Genomic DNA, 15,796 nt, shown 5'->3' on the forward strand with positions numbered 1-15,796 from the left:
CTGATCGCCGGGCAAGGCCGCTCCTACCGTAGGAACGGCCTTGCCCCGCGATAACGATCTACAGCCTGAAGCCACCCATCTGCCGCGCCAGGTCATCGGCCAACCCACGCAGCGCCTGGCAGTCCTCCCGACACCCCTGCACTTCAGCCGCCGTCTGGCGTGCCAGATCGGAAATCCCCTGCACATTGCGGTTGATCTCATCGGTCACCGCCGACTGCTCCTCCGTCGCCGTCGCCACCTGCAGGTTCATGTCACTGATGTGTTCCACCTGCCCGGTAATGGTGGTCAACGATGCCCCAGTGCGCTGGCTCGACTCGACCCCGGTACCCGTCGCGGCCTGCCCGGCATGCATGGACGCCACCGCGTTGCCGGCACCCTGCTTGAGCCGCTGGATCATGTGCTGGATTTCGTCGGTGGATACCTGGGTACGTTGCGCCAGCGTACGCACCTCATCGGCGACCACGGCAAAACCACGGCCCATTTCACCGGCGCGAGCGGCCTCGATGGCAGCGTTGAGCGCCAGCAGGTTGGTCTGCTCGGAGATGCTGCGAATCACCGCCAGCACTTCGTCGATGGATGCCACCTCCTCAGCCAGCTGACTCACCGCCCCCGCCGCCAGGCCGATCTCGCCCGACATTCCCTCGATGTGGGCAATCGAACGCTGCACCACTTCACGGGCCTGCAACGCTTCGCTGCGCGCGGTCTGCGACGCCTGGGCGGCGTTGCCCGCATTCTGGGCGATGTCCTGCACGGTAAGCCCCATCTGGTGTACTGCCGTTGCCACCATCTCGGTCATTTCCTGCTGGCGCAGCGAACGGTCCGCCGTGTTTTCCACCACCTCGGTCACCTGGCTGACGGCCTTGTGCAGGTGCTCGGTAGTGCGCAGTACTTCACCGATCAGGTCGCGCTGGTTGTCCAGGAAACGATTGAAACCGCGGGCCAGGTCCCCGAGCTCGTCGGCGCGGGACTCATCCAGCCGGTGAGTCAGGTCGCCACCACCGTTGCCGATGGCCATCAAGGCGCCGGTCACCCGGCGAATCGGGCGAACGATGCCCCCCGCCAGCAACACCACCAGCAACAGCGACACCAGGGCGACCGCGCCACCAATCAGGCTGGTCATCCACACCGTTTCACGTACCGGGGCGTAGATCTGCGCCTCCGGCACTTCGGCGACCAGCGTCCAGTTCAGATCGCGCAAAGGCAGGCTCAAGGCCAGGTAACCTTCGCCGTCACGCTCGAAACGGCTGCTGTGCAGGCTGTCGTTCCGGTCCAGCACGGCCTGGGCGGCGGCCGCGCCGATCTGCTCGGCAAGCTTGCGCTTGCCACTGAACTGCTGGTCTGGATGAACCTGGATCAGGCCATCGCCGCGCACCAGAAACACCCGTCCGCGCTCACCAAAGCTGAAGTTGTGGATCAGCTCGGACAACTCGGTCATGCGCAGGCCGAGGCCGGCGATGCCCACCAGCTTTCCGGCCTTCTCCACCCGATAGTCGATGAACAACGCCAGCTCTCCGGTACTGCCATCGGTGTCGATGTTGAGCAGGCGCGGGTTGCCGCTGTCGATGAAGCCATAGAACCACTTGTCCGCCGGATTGCTGCGGCTCAACGTTCGGTCCAGGCCCTTTTCGTTGTAGTAGTGGTTGGTTTCGGTCGCCGCGAACAGCGCGGTAAAGGCCTGGTTCTTCTGCCGCAGCGCTTCCAGGTATTCGACAAACTGTGCTGCCTGAGCCGGGTCTTCGCCCGCTGCCAGCCAATCGCGCAGCAAAGTATTGTTGGCAATATCGGCCGCTGCGGTGAGCGGACGGCTGAGCATGCGCTCGATGTCGTTACGAATTGCCTCAATGCTCGCCGGCAAGGCGGTGTCGACCAAGTAACGCTCGGTCAGGCGATTGACCGCTACCGAGTAGATTCCCACCACCACAAGAATGCTCACCAACAGGGCTGCGCCCATGCTTGCAATCAATTGCCACTGGATACTGCGCCGCCAGAACTGCATGAAACTTCCCCTGAGTAAATAAGCCCTGTACTGCAATAGACAGGCCAATTGTATACAGAAGGAAATACAATAACTCCAGTGACCCACGACAATGCCGCCCACTGCCGACAGGGCAGTGAGCGAGCAAAAGAAGTGTGAACGGTGTTGCGGGGGCCGATCAGCTGTTGCCGATGGTCCGGGCAATCACATCGACCGTGGCGCTGACTTGCTCTTGGTAACGGTCGAGGGCCTGCTGGTGCTGCTGTTGCAGTTCGATCTGCTGCGAGCACAGGTTGAGGGCTGCCAGAACCAGCAGCTTGTCACCGATCAGGGTGGGGTATTTGCGCTTGGTCTCGGCCAGCGACGCGTTGAGCATCTGCACGGCCTGGGCCAGGGCCTGTTCCTGGCCTTCGGGGGCCTTGATCGAATAGTCACTGCCGAGAATCGACACGACATTGATCGGCTGTGCTGAAGTTCTCATGCGTTGACGGCACCAACGCTGGCGCGCTCGACCAGGGCCTGGATACGTGCAGCGGTAGCGCCCTGCTTCTCTTCCTGCTCCATCAGCGACAGCTGCAGGCTTTCGTTTTCGTCCTTGGCTTGGGCCAGTTCAGCGCTGATCTGAGCATTGCGCTCGGCCAGTTCCTGATTCTTCTGTACCAGGTCGCCGACCAGTTGTTCCAATTGACTGAGGGAAGTTTCCAACATGATTACCTTCTCGGGGGTTTTCGGGGGGCGCACACGATAAAGAAAAGTCCGCGTGCTAGCCAGGGATATCGGGTTTAGACGCTTCACGCTGGTGCAGATTGACCCGGGTTACGGAGTCCGGTTCCCCATATTGGCAGCCGCCCGTCAGGAAAGAAGATAGCTGGCTCACAATTTCATCTTCAGGCCCTCAAGAGTTTTTGCGTCCGACCGATAGGCAAGTCAGTCCTGAATCTGTCGCACCCCGTGCGCGTCCATTTCCCTCCCGGAAGACCACCATGTCCCTACGAAACATGAACATCGCCCCGCGCGCGCTGCTGGGGTTTGCCTTGATCTGTGCCTTGATGCTGGGCCTGGGGCTGTTCGCCCTCAACCAGATGGGCAAGATTCGCCAGGCCGGCGAAATCATCGAGCAGTCCACCGTACCCAGCATCACCAACCTCGACCAGCTGACTCAGCTGACCCTGCGCCTGCGTACCTTGTCGTACCGCCTGTTGATCAACCGCGAAGCCGACACGGTGCAGAACACCTTGCAATTGATCGACCAGCGCAACCAGCAGATCGACGACGCCCGCCGGGTGTACGAGCCATTGATCTATGGCACCGAGGAGCGCACGGCCTACAACCAGTACGTGCAGTTGCTCGGCCAGTACCGACAACTGGAAAACCGCATGCGCCTGGCTTCGCAAAGCAATGACCTGGAGGTGCTGCGCACCTTGATCAACCGCGACATGCTCGACAACTCCGAGCAGATCAACAAAGTCATGGATCAACTGGTGAGCATCAACACCGAACAGACCCGCGAGATCAACCAGACTGCCGCCGACCAATACAGCCATGCCGTCGCCCTGGTGATCGGCCTGTTGCTGGCAGCCACGGTGCTGACCTTGATCTGCGCCCTGCTGCTGACCCGCAGTATCGTCAGGCCCATCGACGAAGCCCTGCAGGCCGCCGAGCGCATCGCCGAAGGCGACCTGACCCGCCGCATCGAAGCCGAAGGCCAGGACGAGGCCGCGCGCCTGCTGCGGGCGATGGCCAAGATGCAGAACAAACTGCGCGACACGCTGCAACTGATTGCAGGCTCAGCCACGCAACTGGCCTCGGCCGCCGAGGAACTCAACAGCGTCACCGACGAAAGCGCCCGTGGCCTGCAACAGCAGAACAACGAAATCGAACAGGCCGCCACCGCCGTCACCGAAATGACCAGCGCTGTGGAAGAAGTGGCGCGCAATGCCGTGAGCACCTCCGAGGCCTCTCAGGCTGCGACCCGTTCAGCCGGTGACGGTCGTGACCTGGTACTGGAAACCGTCACCGCCATCGAACGCATGAGTGTCGATGTGCAAGGCACCGCCGAATTGATCGGCAACCTGGCAGAAGAGTCGCGGGACATTGGCAAGGTGCTGGATGTGATTCGCGGCCTGGCCGACCAGACCAACCTGCTGGCCTTGAATGCTGCCATCGAGGCAGCCCGTGCCGGTGAAGCCGGTCGCGGCTTTGCCGTGGTGGCCGATGAGGTGCGAGCCCTGGCCCACCGCACCCAGCAGTCGACCAGCGAAATCGAGCGGATGATCGGCAGCATCCAGGGCGGTACCGAGCAGGCGGTCAACTCCATGCGCAACAGCACCGAACGGGCCGAGTCGACCCTGAACATCGCCCGTGGCGCCGGCCTTGCGCTGGACACCATCACCGGCGCCGTGGCCCAGATCAACGAACGCAACCTGGTGATCGCCAGCGCCGCCGAAGAGCAGGCCCAGGTGGCTCGCGAAGTGGACCGCAACCTGGTCAACATCAACGACCTGTCAGTGCAGTCGGCCACCGGCGCCCACCAGACCAGCGCCGCCAGCGCCGAGCTGTCGCGCCTGGCTGTGGACCTGAACGGCCTGGTGGCCCGCTTCAGCGTCTGACCTTTGTGTAGGAGCGGGCTCGCCCCGCGATACGATGTGACGGTCAGATCGCTATCGCGGGGCAAGTCGAGCCGTCGCACCGCCGCTCCCACAGTGTTCAGTATTCGATCCGCACATCCCCTTTCGGCACGCTGCAGCACGACAGGATATAACCCTCGGCGACGTCGTCATCGGTGATGCCGCCGTTGTGCTCCATCTCCACCTCGCCGCCCAGCTTGAGTACCTTGCAGGTACCGCAGATGCCCATGCCGCAGGCTTTGGGAATCATCAGGCCAAGCTTGGCCGCCGCCGCATGCACGGTCTCGCCCGGCGCTACGCGAATACTCTTGCCGGCCGCGGTGAATTCCACCTGGTGCAGGTCGGCATTGTCCACTTCCGGCGCATCGGCAGCCTGCTCGGCAAGCTCGACAGCGTCGGCCTTGACCTCGGCCGGGGTCGCCCCGAACGATTCCTCGTGGTAGCGGCTCATGTCGTAGCCGCTGCCTTCGAGCAGGCGCTTGACCGCATGCATGTAGGGCGTAGGGCCACAGCAGAAGATCTCGCGCTCCATGTAGTCCGGCGCAATCAGTTCCATCAGTTTCTGGTTCAGGTAGCCACGGTAGCCCGCCCAGGGCTCGCCCAGGCCATGTTTCTCGCAAATGATGTGCAGGCTGAAGTTGTCGATCCGCGACGCCATGTGCTCCAGCTCGCGGTGATAAATGATGTCCTTGGGCGAGCGGGCGCTGTGTACGAACACCATATCGACATTGGCGTTGGTGTCGTAGAACCACCGGGCCATCGACATCACCGGGGTGATGCCGACGCCGCCGCTCAGGTACAGCACCTTGGGGCTGGGGAAGTCGATGGCGTTGAACAGCCCCACCGGTCCATGCACCGCCAGCTCCTGGCCTTCGTGCAGGGTGTCGTGCAGCCAGTTGGAGACCTTGCCGCCCGGTACCCGCTTGATGGTCACCGAGAAGCTGTAGGGCACCGACGGCGAGCTTGAGATGGTGTAGGAGCGCATGATCGGCACCCCGTCTATCTCAAGTTCCAGGGTCACGAACTGCCCGGGCTTGAAGAAGAACATGATCGGCTGGTCGGCCATGAAACAGAAGGTGCGCACATCCCAGGTTTCCTGGATCACCTTGACGCAACGGACGATGTGGCGGCCGTTGGCCCAGGTCTGGGTGCTGACCGGATTGAGGAAGTTGGACATGCTCGTCTCCACGGCCGACTGCGGCCTGATGGCTGCGATTCTGATCAAGCTGCGACACGAACACTTTCCTATCCGCGACATCGGCGTGCTTATCGCGACCAGCCCCCTGCCGCAAGGGCTGGCGCGTCGGAAACGGATCTGATCATGTCGTCCATGGATATGGTTCAAGGCGGCTTCAATCGCACACTCCTTCGCAAATGAACCGCTGTATTTCAGCCTTGCGTCGCCATAACAACGATTAGCCACATTCACCGGCCACAAGCACTGGCCACGAGGACCTACACGATGGACGTCACCGCAACTTTGAGTCTGGGCGATCCACTGGAACCTGCGCGCAAGGCCACCGCCGAGATGCTGCAGAACCGCGAGCGGACCTTCTCGCTGCCGCAGCCGTTCTATTGCGACGAACGCCTGTTCCAGATCGACATGGAAGAGATCTTCCAGAAGGAATGGCTGATTGCCGGGATGACCTGTGAAATCCCGACCAAGGGCAACTTCCTCACCCTGCAGATCGGCAAGAACCCGATCCTGGTGGTGCGCGGTGCCGAAGGCCAGGTGCATGCTTTCCACAACGTCTGCCGTCACCGTGGTTCGCGCCTGTGTACCAGTGAAAAAGGCAAGGTGGCCAAGTTGGTCTGCCATTACCACCAATGGACCTACGAGCTCGACGGCCGCCTGCTGTTCGCCGGCACCGAAATGGGCGCCGACTTCGACATGAAGCAGTACGGCCTCAAGCCTGTGCATGTGAAGACCGCCGGTGGCTACATTTTCATCAGCCTGGCCGAGAACCCACCGGCGATCGACGACTTCCTCGCCACCCTGGCTCACTACATGGAGCCCTACGACATGGAGAACACCAAGGTGGCGGTGCAGACCACCTTGATGGAAAAGGCCAACTGGAAGCTGGTGCTGGAAAACAACCGCGAGTGCTACCACTGCAGCGGTTCTCACCCGGAGCTGCTCAAGACCCTGCTGGAATGGGATGACGTCACCGACCCGCGGGCCGACCAGGCGTTCAAGGATCACGTCGCGGCCTCGGCTGCCGCCTGGGACGCCGAGAAGATCCCCTACGCCCACGCCAGCTTCGGCCTGCGCAACCGTATCGTGCGCATGCCGCTGCTCAAGGGCACCGTGTCCATGACCCTGGACGGCAAGCAGGGCTGCCAGAAGCTCATGGGCCGGATCAAGAACCCCGACCTGGGCTCGATGCGCATCCTTCACCTGCCGCACTCGTGGAACCACTGCATGGGCGATCACATCATTGTCTTCACCGTGTGGCCGATCAGCGCCCAGGAAACCATGGTCACCACCAAGTGGCTGGTGCACAAGGATGCGGTCGAGGGGGTGGACTACGACCCGGCGCGCATGCGCCAGGTGTGGGATGCAACCAACGACCAGGATCGTCGCCTGGCCGAGGAGAACCAGCGCGGGATCAACTCCACGGCGTATCAGCCAGGCCCGTACTCCAAGACCTACGAATTTGGTGTGGTGAACTTCGTGGACTGGTACAGCGAGCGGGTGCTGAGCAACCTGGGTGCCGCGCCTGCGCCTTACCTGAAAGGGGTGGCGGCGCAGTAAGCGGAGCAAGGCATCGCCGGGTAGGAGCAACTGTCTTGAACCACGACCGCTACGCGGTCGATCGCAGGCATTCGCCAGCGGCTACACGGACAATCTGTAGCCGCTGCCGAGGAACGAGGCTGCGATCGACTGTGCAGCAGTCACCAAGTGGGACTTGCCCGGCGATCGCTGTACAAATACTGACCAGCCCCCGCAATCCCCCGCCCCCGCTGGCTCGCCCCACACAGCAAACACTTTATCCACAGGACAACCCACAGCAATTGTGGGAAACCTGGCTGCTCGCCTGTGGAAAACAGCATATTGATGAAATCAGGCCAATTGGACGTTTTTTGACCAATACTCTGTAAGCCTTTGAATACGTGGCTCACAGGGGAAGGCAAACACCTTATCCACAAAGCGGCCAACAGACTTTGTGTGCAAAAGAACCTAGCTTGGAAAGGTATTGTGGATAACGCCGAAAGCCGTGTAATTACACGGCTTTAGCGTTATGGAAGGGGGGAAAACAGCAATATGGACGTTTTTTGATCAACTCTCTGCACGCCTTGATCCACGCGGCTTGCAGTCATGGGCGAACATATTATCCACAGATCCGCCAACAAGGATTGTGGGTAACGCTCCTCAGCGCAGCACGCCTTCCTCCACCAGCAATTTGAGAATGGCCTCGGCACCCGCTTCAGGAGTGACCTCCTTGAGTACCTGGCCACCTCCGCCACTGGCCTTCGCCGTCGCGGCTTTCATGCGGTCGGCACCGCTCTTGGCCTTGATCACTTTCAAGCGCTTGGGCCGTGGCTTGGCCGGTTGCAGCTCGGCACCTGTGAACAACTCGTCTTCGACGATTGCCACTTGCCGGGCCGCCAGCACCCCGCGTCGCGCCGGGCCAAAGGCGCTCTGGCGCGGCTTGGGTGCGGCGTTATCCACAGTGGCGAGCAGCGGCAGGCGCACCTTGAGCCGGCGCCGCTGACCCCGTGGCAAGGCTTGCAGCACCTCGGCCACGCCGTTGTGGATAGATTCGACTTCTGCCAAGCCCACCACCAACGGCCAGCCCAGGCGCTCGGCCAACAGGAACGGGAGCATGCCCGAGCCTTCGCCGGTTTCGGCCTGGCTGCCGGTCAGCACCAACTGGGCCCCCGCCTCACGCAGATAATCCTCCAGCACACCCAGGGCGTCGGCACCCGCTGGCTGCTCAAGTACATCGACCTGCGCCAGGCCCATGCCCAGGTAGGCACGCAGGGCCGGCTCCTGCGGGTCACCGGCATGCAGCACCTGCAAGTTATCCCCAGCCAGTTGCAGGCCCAGCTCAACCGCCCGGGCGTCCTGTTCGGCACGCCGGGTACGACCCGAGCTGGGGTGGGCACCGATGGAAACCAGACTGACGACCTTGGTACTCATAGTTATCCCCTGCCCTTATGCCGCATCGCGCTTGGCGCCGTTGCGGTAGTTTTCCACAGCCTGGATCAGCGCCTGCAGAATTGCCGCGCTGTCGCCGATCACCGATAGGTCGGCGCGTTTGATCATGTCGCAGCCCGGGTCCATGTTGATCGCCACCACCTTGTCGCAGGCGCCGATGCCCTGCAGGTGCTGGATGGCCCCGGAGATACCCACAGCCACATAGACCCGCGCCGTGACCCAGGTACCGGTGGCCCCCACCTGGCGGTTACGCGGCATGAAGCCATCGTCCACCGCCACTCGCGAGGCGCCCTCGGTGGCTCCCAGGGCAATAGTTGCGCGGTGAAACACGTCCCAGTCCTTGACCCCGTTGCCGCCCGAGACAATGAACTCGGCTTCGGCCATGGCAATGGCTGCCGGGTCCACGGCCACCGGGCCGAGGTCTTCGATGCGTGGCAAGCTGCGCGCCATGCTTGTGGATAACTGTTCGGGCAGGGCTTCGTGACGGGTTTCGCTGACCGACTCGGCGCACTCGGCGGAGGCCAGGATCAAGCGTGGCAAGCCACGGTTCAGGTCCTGCTGGCCTGCACCGGCGCGGCCGCTGCACTGCCCGTCCTTGACCTGCCATACCCGGGTCGCCGGGCGCTCGCCCAGGGCAGCGGCAAAGCGCCGGCCCAGCTCACCGCCACCGGTGCGGCTGTCGGGCAGTAGCCAGTGGCGCGGATTGAATTGGTTATCCACAGCGCGCAGGCCCTGCACCCGTTGCTCAGGTGCATAACCCTCGAACTCGTCGCCTTCGATGACCAGCAGGCGGTCGACACCGGCTGTGGAAAAGTTGTTTTCCTTGTGCTCGCCGAACACCACCGCCAGCACCGCACCGTCGCTGCCGGCCAGGCTGTGGGCAAGGCCGAGCAGGTCACGGTCGTGGCTGCCCAGACGGCCTCCGACCATGTCCGGTACAACGGCGATGTAGAACGCCGGTGCCGGCACCTGGTGCAGCGGCAGCTCCACCGCCGCTGCCGCCGTACGCTTGGTGCTGGTGCCCTGCTGGGCACCACTGCGGTCGATGCGCTTGATGCCATTGGGGCCGATGAAACCGATCCCGTGGGGGTTCTTGCGCACAATGCCGTTGGGGCCCATCCAGCTGTGCTGCTGGGTTTGCTGCATGGCCGCGTGCAGCGGATGCAGACGGTTGCGGGCGATCCATTCGGCGCGCGGGTCACGGCGAATAATGTCGCTCATCAATGCACCTCCGCAGGTTCGCGCTTGGCGGGCGCCGGTTTGTTCGCCGGCGCTTGTTCTTCGAGCAGGGCATCAGCCACCAGCTCAGCCAGGTCCTTGATCAGTGGACGTGGTTCGACCACCCCTTCAAGCATTGCCGTGCATTGTGGACAACCCACGGCCACCAGTTCGGCACCTGTCTCGCGGATGTCCTCCATGCGCATGTCGGGAATCCGTTGCTTGCCGGGAATATCGGTGATTGGCGCACCGCCGCCGCCACCGCAGCAACGGGAACGGAAGCCCGAACGCTGCATCTCCTTGATCTCGATACCCAGGGCGCGCAGCACCTCGCGGGGCGACTCGTACTCGCCGTTGTAGCGGCCCAGGTAGCACGGGTCGTGATAGGTCACGGTACCGCCTTTGTGCTGGCCAAGGTTCAAGGCGCCAGCACCGATCAGCTCGGCAATGTAAGTGCTGTGGTGCTGCACCTGGTACTCGCCGCCAAAGGCACCGTACTCGTTCTTGAGCACATGGAAACTGTGCGGGTCGCAGGTGACGATGCGCTTGAAGCTGTACTTGCCCAGGGTCTGGATATTGCGCTTGGCCAGTTGCTGGAAGGTCGCTTCGTCGCCCAGCCGCCGCGCCACGTCGCCACTGTCGCGTTCCTCGAGGCCCAGCACGGCAAAATCCACCTGTGCTGCCTTGAGCACCTTGACGAAGGCGCGCAGGGTACGCTGGTTGCGCATGTCGAAGGCGCCATCGCCTACCCAGAACAGCACGTCGGTGGTCTTGGTGTCGCCAAGCAGCTTGAGGCTCAGGTCCGCCGCCCAGTTCATCCGTCCACCCGGGGCAAAGCCGCCGGGGTTGTCGGTGGCGATGAGGTTGTCGAGCACCTCGGCGCCCTTGTTCGGGGTGGCGCCTTTTTCCAGGGTCAGGTGACGGCGCATGTCGACGATGGCATCGACGTGCTCGATCATCATCGGGCACTCCTCCACACACGCACGGCAGGTGGTGCACGACCACAGGGTTTCAGCGTCCACCAGGCCATTGACGATCGGCTGGTGCGGGTTGCCGCCATGTTCACCAATCGGCTTGCCTGGGTACGGGCTGCCGGCAAATTTGGCGTCGGTGCCGCCGGCCAGGCCGACGACCATGTCCTGGATGAGCTTTTTCGGGTTCAGCGGCTGCCCGGCGGCAAAGGCCGGGCATGCCGCCTCGCACTTGCCACACTGTACGCAGGCGTCGAAACCGAGCAGCTGGTTCCAGGTGAAGTCCTTGGGTTTTTCCACACCCAGCAGCGCCTGTGGATCTTCCAGGTCGATGGGCTTGAGCCCGGTGGAGCGACCACCGCCAAACCGCTCGGCGCGCCGGTGCCAGGCCAGGTGCAGGGCACCGGCGAAGGCGTGCTTCATCGGCCCGCCCCAGGTCATGCCGAAGAACAGCTCGGACACGCCCCAGAGCACACCAAGACCCAGCAGGGCAACCAGCACCCAGCCGCCGAAGCCATCCGGGAGGATGCCGGCCACCGGCAAGGTGGCGATGAAGAAACTGGCGGCGAACACCAGCAAGCTCTTGGGCAGGCGCATCCACGGTCCCTTGGACAGGCGCGAAGGCGGGTCGAGGCGGCGCTTGTAGACGAACAGCGCCCCGGCAAACATCAGCACCGTGGCAAACAGCAGGGCGTAGCCGAGGATCTTGTTGTGCAGGCCAAAGCCATGCACCAGGATCGCCAGGACCGCTGCCAGGACAAAACCGCCGGCAGTGGCAACGTGGGTATTGGCCATGTACTTGTCGCGGGCGACCACGTGGTGCAGGTCGACCATGTAGCGCCGGGGCATGGCCAGCAGCCCGCCCAGCAGATCGACCTTCGAGGGCCGGCCTTGGCGCCACATCCGCACGCGCCGCAAGGCGCCGAGGACGGCGAGGCCCAGGGCGGCGAACAGCAAAATGGGGATCACAGTGTTCAACATGGGAAGCTCCCAGCAGGAGCGGGCTTGCCCCGCGATAGCGATCCAGCAGCCACATCGCATCGCGGGGCAGGCCCGCTCCTACAGATCAGAAGTCTTTGCAGAGGCGCAAGGCGTCGTAGATGGCGGCATGGGTGTTGCGCTGCGCCACGCAGTCGCCGATGCGGTACAGCAGGTAGCCTTCGCCCGGCTGGCTGAGGATCGGCTGCGGCTGGATCGCAAAGAGTGCCTCGACGTCGATCTGGCCCTTGTTGCGCGAACCTTCCTTGAGCCCGTAGTAGAGCGCTTCGTCCGGGCGCACGCCGTTCTCGATCACCACCTGGTCGACCACCCGCTCCTCTTTGGCGCCGGTGTATTCGTTCTCCAGCACCGCTACCAGCTTGTCGCCCTCGCGGTAGACCTTTTCCAGCATCAGGTCGCCGGTCATGATGACTTCCTTGGGGTACATGCTGCGGTAGTAGGTGGGGAATGATGTACCGCCAATGGCCACGCCCGGCTTGATGTCGTCGGTGACGATCTCGACCTGGCTGCCCTTGTCGGCGAGGTAGTCGGCCACCGACATGCCGGTGAACTCGCAGATGGTGTCGTACACCAGCACGTTCTTGCCTGGCGCCACCTTGCCGTCGAGCACGTCCCAGCTACTGACCACCAGGCCTTCGGCCGCGCCCCAGTGTTCGTTCTGCTCCAGGAACGGATGCCCGCCCACGGCCAGCACGATCACGTCCGGGCGCAGGTCCTGGAGGGTGTCGATATCGGCCGCGGTGCCCAGGCGCAGGTCGACCTTCAGGCGCGCCAGCTCCAGCTGGTACCAGCGGGTAATACCGGCGATCTGGTCACGTTGCGGGGCCTTGGCAGCGATGGTGATCTGCCCGCCGATGGCGTCCTTCTTCTCGAACAAGGTCACGTCATGGCCACGCTCGGCCGCGACGCGCGCCGCCTCCATCCCCGCTGGCCCCGCGCCAACCACCACCACCTTGCGCTTGGGCCCGGTGGATTTTTCGATGATGTGCGGCACACCCATGTATTCGCGAGAGGTGGCGGCGTTCTGGATGCACAGCACATCGAGGCCCTGGTACTGACGGTCGATGCAGTAGTTGGCACCGACGCACTGCTTGATCTGGTCGATCTGGCCCATCTTGATCTTGGCGATCAGGTGCGGGTCGGCGATGTGCGCACGGGTCATGCCGACCATGTCCACGTAGCCGCCCTCAAGGATGCGGGTAGCCTGGTTCGGGTCCTTGATGTTCTGCGCGTGCAGCACTGGCACCTTGACCACTTCCTTGATGCCGGCAGCCAGGTGCAGGAACGGCTCCGGTGGATAACTCATGTTGGGGATAACGTTGGCCAGGGTGTTGTGGGTGTCGCACCCCGAGCCGATCACGCCGAAGAAATCGAGCATGCCGGTGGCGTCGTAGTACTTGGCGATTTCCTTCATGTCCTCGTGGCTCAGGCCATCGGGGTGGAATTCGTCACCACAGATACGCATGCCCACGCAGAAATCCGGACCCACTTCGGCGCGTACGGCCTTGAGCACTTCCAGGCCGAATTTCATGCGCCCTTCAAAGCTGCCGCCCCATTCGTCGGTGCGTTTGTTGACCCGCGGGCTCCAGAACTGGTCGATCATGTGCTGGTGCACGGCCGACAGCTCGACGCCGTCCAGGCCGCCCTCCTTGGCCCGGCGCGCCGCTTGCGCGTAGTTGCCGATCACGCGCCAGATTTCCTCCGGCTCGATGGTCTTGCAGGTGGCGCGGTGCACCGGTTCGCGGATGCCCGAGGGCGACATCAGGGTTGGCCAGTTGAAGCCGTCCCAGCGCGAGCGACGGCCCATGTGGGTAATCTGGATCATGATCTTGGCGCCATGCTTGTGCATGGCGTCGGCCAGGTTCTGAAAGTGCGGAATGATACGGTCGGTGGACAGGTTCACCGAGGCCCACCACTCCTGCGGGCTGTCGATGGCCACCACCGAGGAGCCCCCGCAGATGGCAAGGCCGATACCGCCCTTGGCTTTCTCTTCGTAGTACTTCACATAGCGGGCGGTGGTCATGCCGCCATCGGTGGCGTAGACCTCGGCGTGCGCAGTGCTCAGTACCCGGTTGCGGATGGTCAGTTTGCCGATCTGGATCGGCTGGAACATTGCTTCGAAAGCCATGGCGGAATCCTCGACTTACAACGGCTTGACGATGAACAGGCCGTCGTCGTGGCCTTCTTCCGAACCGCCGTATACCTGCTCGGCGACCGTGCGAATCTTGCTGCCGCGGGCTGCCAGGATCTGGTCCATGGCCCCGGCGAACCAGCCGGTGAACATGTAGTCGACCTTGCGCCCGACCTTGCCGTACACGTAAACGAAAGCCGAGTGCTCGAGCTTGACGCTGGCGGTGCCTTTATCCAGGTCGATGTCCTGGATCTTGAACAGGCCCCAGCCCCGCTGCGACAAACGCTTCATGTAGTGCTCGAACACCGCCACGCCTTCCAGCCCGTGGCATTCGGCCTCTTTCTCGCACCAGTGCCAGGCAGATTTGTAGCCGGCCTTGTAGAGGATCTCGGCATAGGCGTCGGCGCCCAGCACTTCCTCGATGCCCATGTGGTTGTTGACGAAAAAATGCCGTGGCACGTACAGCATCGGCAGGGCATCACTGGTCCATACACCGGTTTCGCTGTCGACTTCGATAGGCAATTGCGGGGCGATCTTGGCCATGCGTAAGAACTCCAGAATTCGAGGTTATTGTCGCCCTGTAGCCGCTACCGCTGGCTGCGACAAGGTTCGAAGAACCTTCATGCCGCCAGTGCAAGCACGACTGCTGTGCAGCCGATCGCAGCCTTCGGCAGCGGCTACAGGACAGCGTTGACGGTGGCGTTATTCGCCCCAGACATCCTTGAGGACGTTCACCCAGTTCTCGCCCATGATCTTGCGCACCACGCGCTCGGAATGGCCGCGCTTGAGCAGGGTCTCGGTGAGGTTGGGGAACTCGCCCACGGTGCGGATGCCCAGCGGGTTGATGATCTTGCCGAAGCTGGTCAGGCGCCGGGCATAGCCTTTGTCGTGGGTCAGGTACTCGAAGAAGTCCTGGCCATGGCCCTGGGTGAAGTCGGTACCAATACCGATGGCGTCTTCACCAACGATGTTCATGGTGTATTCGATGGCTTCGGCATAGTCGTCGATGGTCGAGTCGATGCCCTTGGCCAGGAATGGCGCGAACATGGTCACGCCGACAAAACCGCCATGGTCGGCAATGAACTTGAGCTCTTCATCAGATTTGTTGCGCGGGTGCTCCTTGAGCCCTGAGGGCAGGCAGTGGGAGTAGCACACCGGCTTTTTCGACTCGAGGATGACTTCTTCTGAAGTCTTGGAACCGACATGGGACAGGTCGCACATGATGCCCACACGGTTCATTTCGGCGACGATCTCGCGACCGAAACCCGACAGGCCGCCGTCGCGCTCGTAACAGCCGGTGCCCACCAGGTTCTGGGTGTTGTAGCACATCTGCACGATGCCCACGCCCAACTGCTTGAACACGTCTACATAGCCGATCTGGTCTTCGAATGCGTGGGCGTTCTGGAAGCCGAACAGGATGCCGGTCTTGCCCAGCTCCTTGGCCTTGCGGATGTCGGCGGTGGTGCGCACCGGCATGACCAGGTCACCGTTCTCGCGGATCAGTTTCTGACTGGCGGCAATGTTGTTGACCGTGGCCTGGAAGCCTTCCCAGACCGACACGGTGCAGTTGGCAGCGGTCAGGCCACCCTTGCGCATGTCCTCGAACAGCTCGCGGTTCCATTTGGCAATGATCAGCCCGTCGATAACGATGCTGTCGGCGTGTAATTCGGCTGGGCTCATCAGGCTGTCCCCTTTATTGGCATTACCTGCGCC

At 62.8% G+C, this 15,796-nt stretch carries 13 protein-coding genes and 2 pseudogenes; 4 read left to right on the forward strand and 11 right to left on the reverse strand.

The features are described 5' to 3' along the window. Positions 1–58 precede the first annotated feature (58 nt). The 4 genes and pseudogenes from H621_RS29175 to H621_RS0104605 form a co-directional block, all read right to left on the reverse strand. On the reverse strand, positions 59–796 hold the full coding sequence (locus H621_RS29175) for a methyl-accepting chemotaxis protein (protein ID WP_425337415.1): 738 nt from the start codon (positions 794–796) through the stop codon (positions 59–61). A 120-nt stretch (positions 797–916) separates the two neighbouring features. Next, a pseudogene (locus H621_RS29180) lies at positions 917–1,996 on the reverse strand (HAMP domain-containing protein); the annotation flags it as partial. Positions 1,997–2,153: 157 nt separating this feature from the next. Then, positions 2,154–2,456 (reverse strand): cell division protein ZapA, encoded by a 303-nt coding sequence (locus H621_RS0104600; protein WP_028942233.1) that lies wholly within the window; start codon positions 2,454–2,456, stop codon positions 2,154–2,156. After that, positions 2,453–2,683 carry a hypothetical protein gene (locus H621_RS0104605; RefSeq protein ID WP_028942234.1) on the reverse strand — a complete coding sequence of 77 codons (231 nt, stop codon included), beginning with the start codon at positions 2,681–2,683 and terminating at the stop codon, positions 2,453–2,455. The genes H621_RS0104600 and H621_RS0104605 overlap by 4 nt, the downstream gene beginning before the upstream one ends. Before the next feature lie 290 nt (positions 2,684–2,973). Here H621_RS0104605 and H621_RS29185 point away from each other — a divergent pair. Both H621_RS29185 and H621_RS29190 read left to right on the forward strand, forming a co-directional pair. Beyond that, positions 2,974–3,729, forward strand: a pseudogene (locus H621_RS29185) (MCP four helix bundle domain-containing protein); the annotation flags it as partial. Next, positions 3,721–4,584 (forward strand): methyl-accepting chemotaxis protein, encoded by an 864-nt coding sequence (locus H621_RS29190; RefSeq protein ID WP_425337416.1) that lies wholly within the window; start codon positions 3,721–3,723, stop codon positions 4,582–4,584. The pseudogene H621_RS29185 and the gene H621_RS29190, both read left to right, overlap by 9 nt. A gap of 97 nt (positions 4,585–4,681) precedes the next feature. Here H621_RS29190 and gbcB read toward each other — a convergent pair whose 3' ends face one another. Beyond that, positions 4,682–5,779, reverse strand: a complete 1,098-nt coding sequence (gene gbcB / locus H621_RS0104615; protein ID WP_028942236.1) for a glycine-betaine demethylase subunit GbcB — start codon at positions 5,777–5,779, stop codon at positions 4,682–4,684. On the opposite strand from gbcB, the gene H621_RS28445 reads away from it, so the two are divergent. Then, on the forward strand, positions 5,778–5,921 hold the full coding sequence (locus H621_RS28445) for a hypothetical protein (RefSeq protein WP_156905599.1): 144 nt from the start codon (positions 5,778–5,780) through the stop codon (positions 5,919–5,921). The genes gbcB and H621_RS28445 overlap by 2 nt on opposite strands. A 143-nt stretch (positions 5,922–6,064) precedes the next feature. Next, positions 6,065–7,357, forward strand: coding sequence for a glycine-betaine demethylase subunit GbcA (gene gbcA, locus H621_RS0104625; protein WP_028942237.1), 1,293 nt, complete (start codon positions 6,065–6,067; stop codon positions 7,355–7,357). A gap of 618 nt (positions 7,358–7,975) precedes the next feature. On the opposite strand, the gene etfB is transcribed toward gbcA, so the two are convergent. From etfB to H621_RS0104655, 6 genes are all read right to left on the reverse strand, one after another. Further along, complete coding sequence (etfB, locus tag H621_RS0104630; RefSeq protein WP_028942238.1) at positions 7,976–8,746, reverse strand: electron transfer flavoprotein subunit beta; 771 nt, start codon at positions 8,744–8,746, stop codon at positions 7,976–7,978. A gap of 15 nt (positions 8,747–8,761) precedes the next feature. Beyond that, positions 8,762–9,985: an electron transfer flavoprotein subunit alpha gene (gene etfA, locus H621_RS0104635; protein WP_028942239.1), complete on the reverse strand. Its 1,224-nt coding sequence runs from the start codon at positions 9,983–9,985 to the stop codon at positions 8,762–8,764. After that, the gene (dgcB, locus tag H621_RS0104640; protein ID WP_028942240.1) at positions 9,985–11,934 is read right to left on the reverse strand and encodes a dimethylglycine demethylation protein DgcB; all 1,950 of its coding nucleotides are present in this window, start codon (positions 11,932–11,934) and stop codon (positions 9,985–9,987) included. The genes etfA and dgcB overlap by 1 nt, the downstream gene beginning before the upstream one ends. Before the next feature lie 85 nt (positions 11,935–12,019). Then, the gene (dgcA, locus tag H621_RS0104645) at positions 12,020–14,080 is read right to left on the reverse strand and encodes a dimethylglycine demethylation protein DgcA (protein ID WP_028942241.1); all 2,061 of its coding nucleotides are present in this window, start codon (positions 14,078–14,080) and stop codon (positions 12,020–12,022) included. 15 nt (positions 14,081–14,095) lie between these two features. Then, the gene (locus tag H621_RS0104650) at positions 14,096–14,626 is read right to left on the reverse strand and encodes a 4-vinyl reductase (protein ID WP_003177589.1); all 531 of its coding nucleotides are present in this window, start codon (positions 14,624–14,626) and stop codon (positions 14,096–14,098) included. 159 nt (positions 14,627–14,785) lie between these two features. Further along, positions 14,786–15,763 (reverse strand): dipeptidase, encoded by a 978-nt coding sequence (locus H621_RS0104655; protein ID WP_028942242.1) that lies wholly within the window; start codon positions 15,761–15,763, stop codon positions 14,786–14,788. Positions 15,764–15,796: the final 33 nt, after the last annotated feature.

The organism is Pseudomonas vranovensis DSM 16006, from assembly GCF_000425805.1.
Classification (GTDB): domain Bacteria; phylum Pseudomonadota; class Gammaproteobacteria; order Pseudomonadales; family Pseudomonadaceae; genus Aquipseudomonas; species Aquipseudomonas vranovensis.

Coding starts and splice junctions, on each gene's coding strand:
- H621_RS29175 (WP_425337415.1), bottom strand. CDS start 796: ATGACCGAGATGGTGGCAACGGCAGTACACCAGATGGGGCTTACCGTG.
- H621_RS0104600 (WP_028942233.1), bottom strand. CDS start 2,456: ATGAGAACTTCAGCACAGCCGATCAATGTCGTGTCGATTCTCGGCAGT.
- H621_RS0104605 (WP_028942234.1), bottom strand. CDS start 2,683: ATGTTGGAAACTTCCCTCAGTCAATTGGAACAACTGGTCGGCGACCTG.
- H621_RS29190 (WP_425337416.1), top strand. CDS start 3,721: ATGCAGAACAAACTGCGCGACACGCTGCAACTGATTGCAGGCTCAGCC.
- H621_RS28445 (WP_156905599.1), top strand. CDS start 5,778: ATGCTCGTCTCCACGGCCGACTGCGGCCTGATGGCTGCGATTCTGATC.
- gbcB (WP_028942236.1), bottom strand. CDS start 5,779: ATGTCCAACTTCCTCAATCCGGTCAGCACCCAGACCTGGGCCAACGGC.
- gbcA (WP_028942237.1), top strand. CDS start 6,065: ATGGACGTCACCGCAACTTTGAGTCTGGGCGATCCACTGGAACCTGCG.
- etfB (WP_028942238.1), bottom strand. CDS start 8,746: ATGAGTACCAAGGTCGTCAGTCTGGTTTCCATCGGTGCCCACCCCAGC.
- etfA (WP_028942239.1), bottom strand. CDS start 9,985: ATGAGCGACATTATTCGCCGTGACCCGCGCGCCGAATGGATCGCCCGC.
- dgcB (WP_028942240.1), bottom strand. CDS start 11,934: ATGTTGAACACTGTGATCCCCATTTTGCTGTTCGCCGCCCTGGGCCTC.
- dgcA (WP_028942241.1), bottom strand. CDS start 14,080: ATGGCTTTCGAAGCAATGTTCCAGCCGATCCAGATCGGCAAACTGACC.
- H621_RS0104650 (WP_003177589.1), bottom strand. CDS start 14,626: ATGGCCAAGATCGCCCCGCAATTGCCTATCGAAGTCGACAGCGAAACC.
- H621_RS0104655 (WP_028942242.1), bottom strand. CDS start 15,763: ATGAGCCCAGCCGAATTACACGCCGACAGCATCGTTATCGACGGGCTG.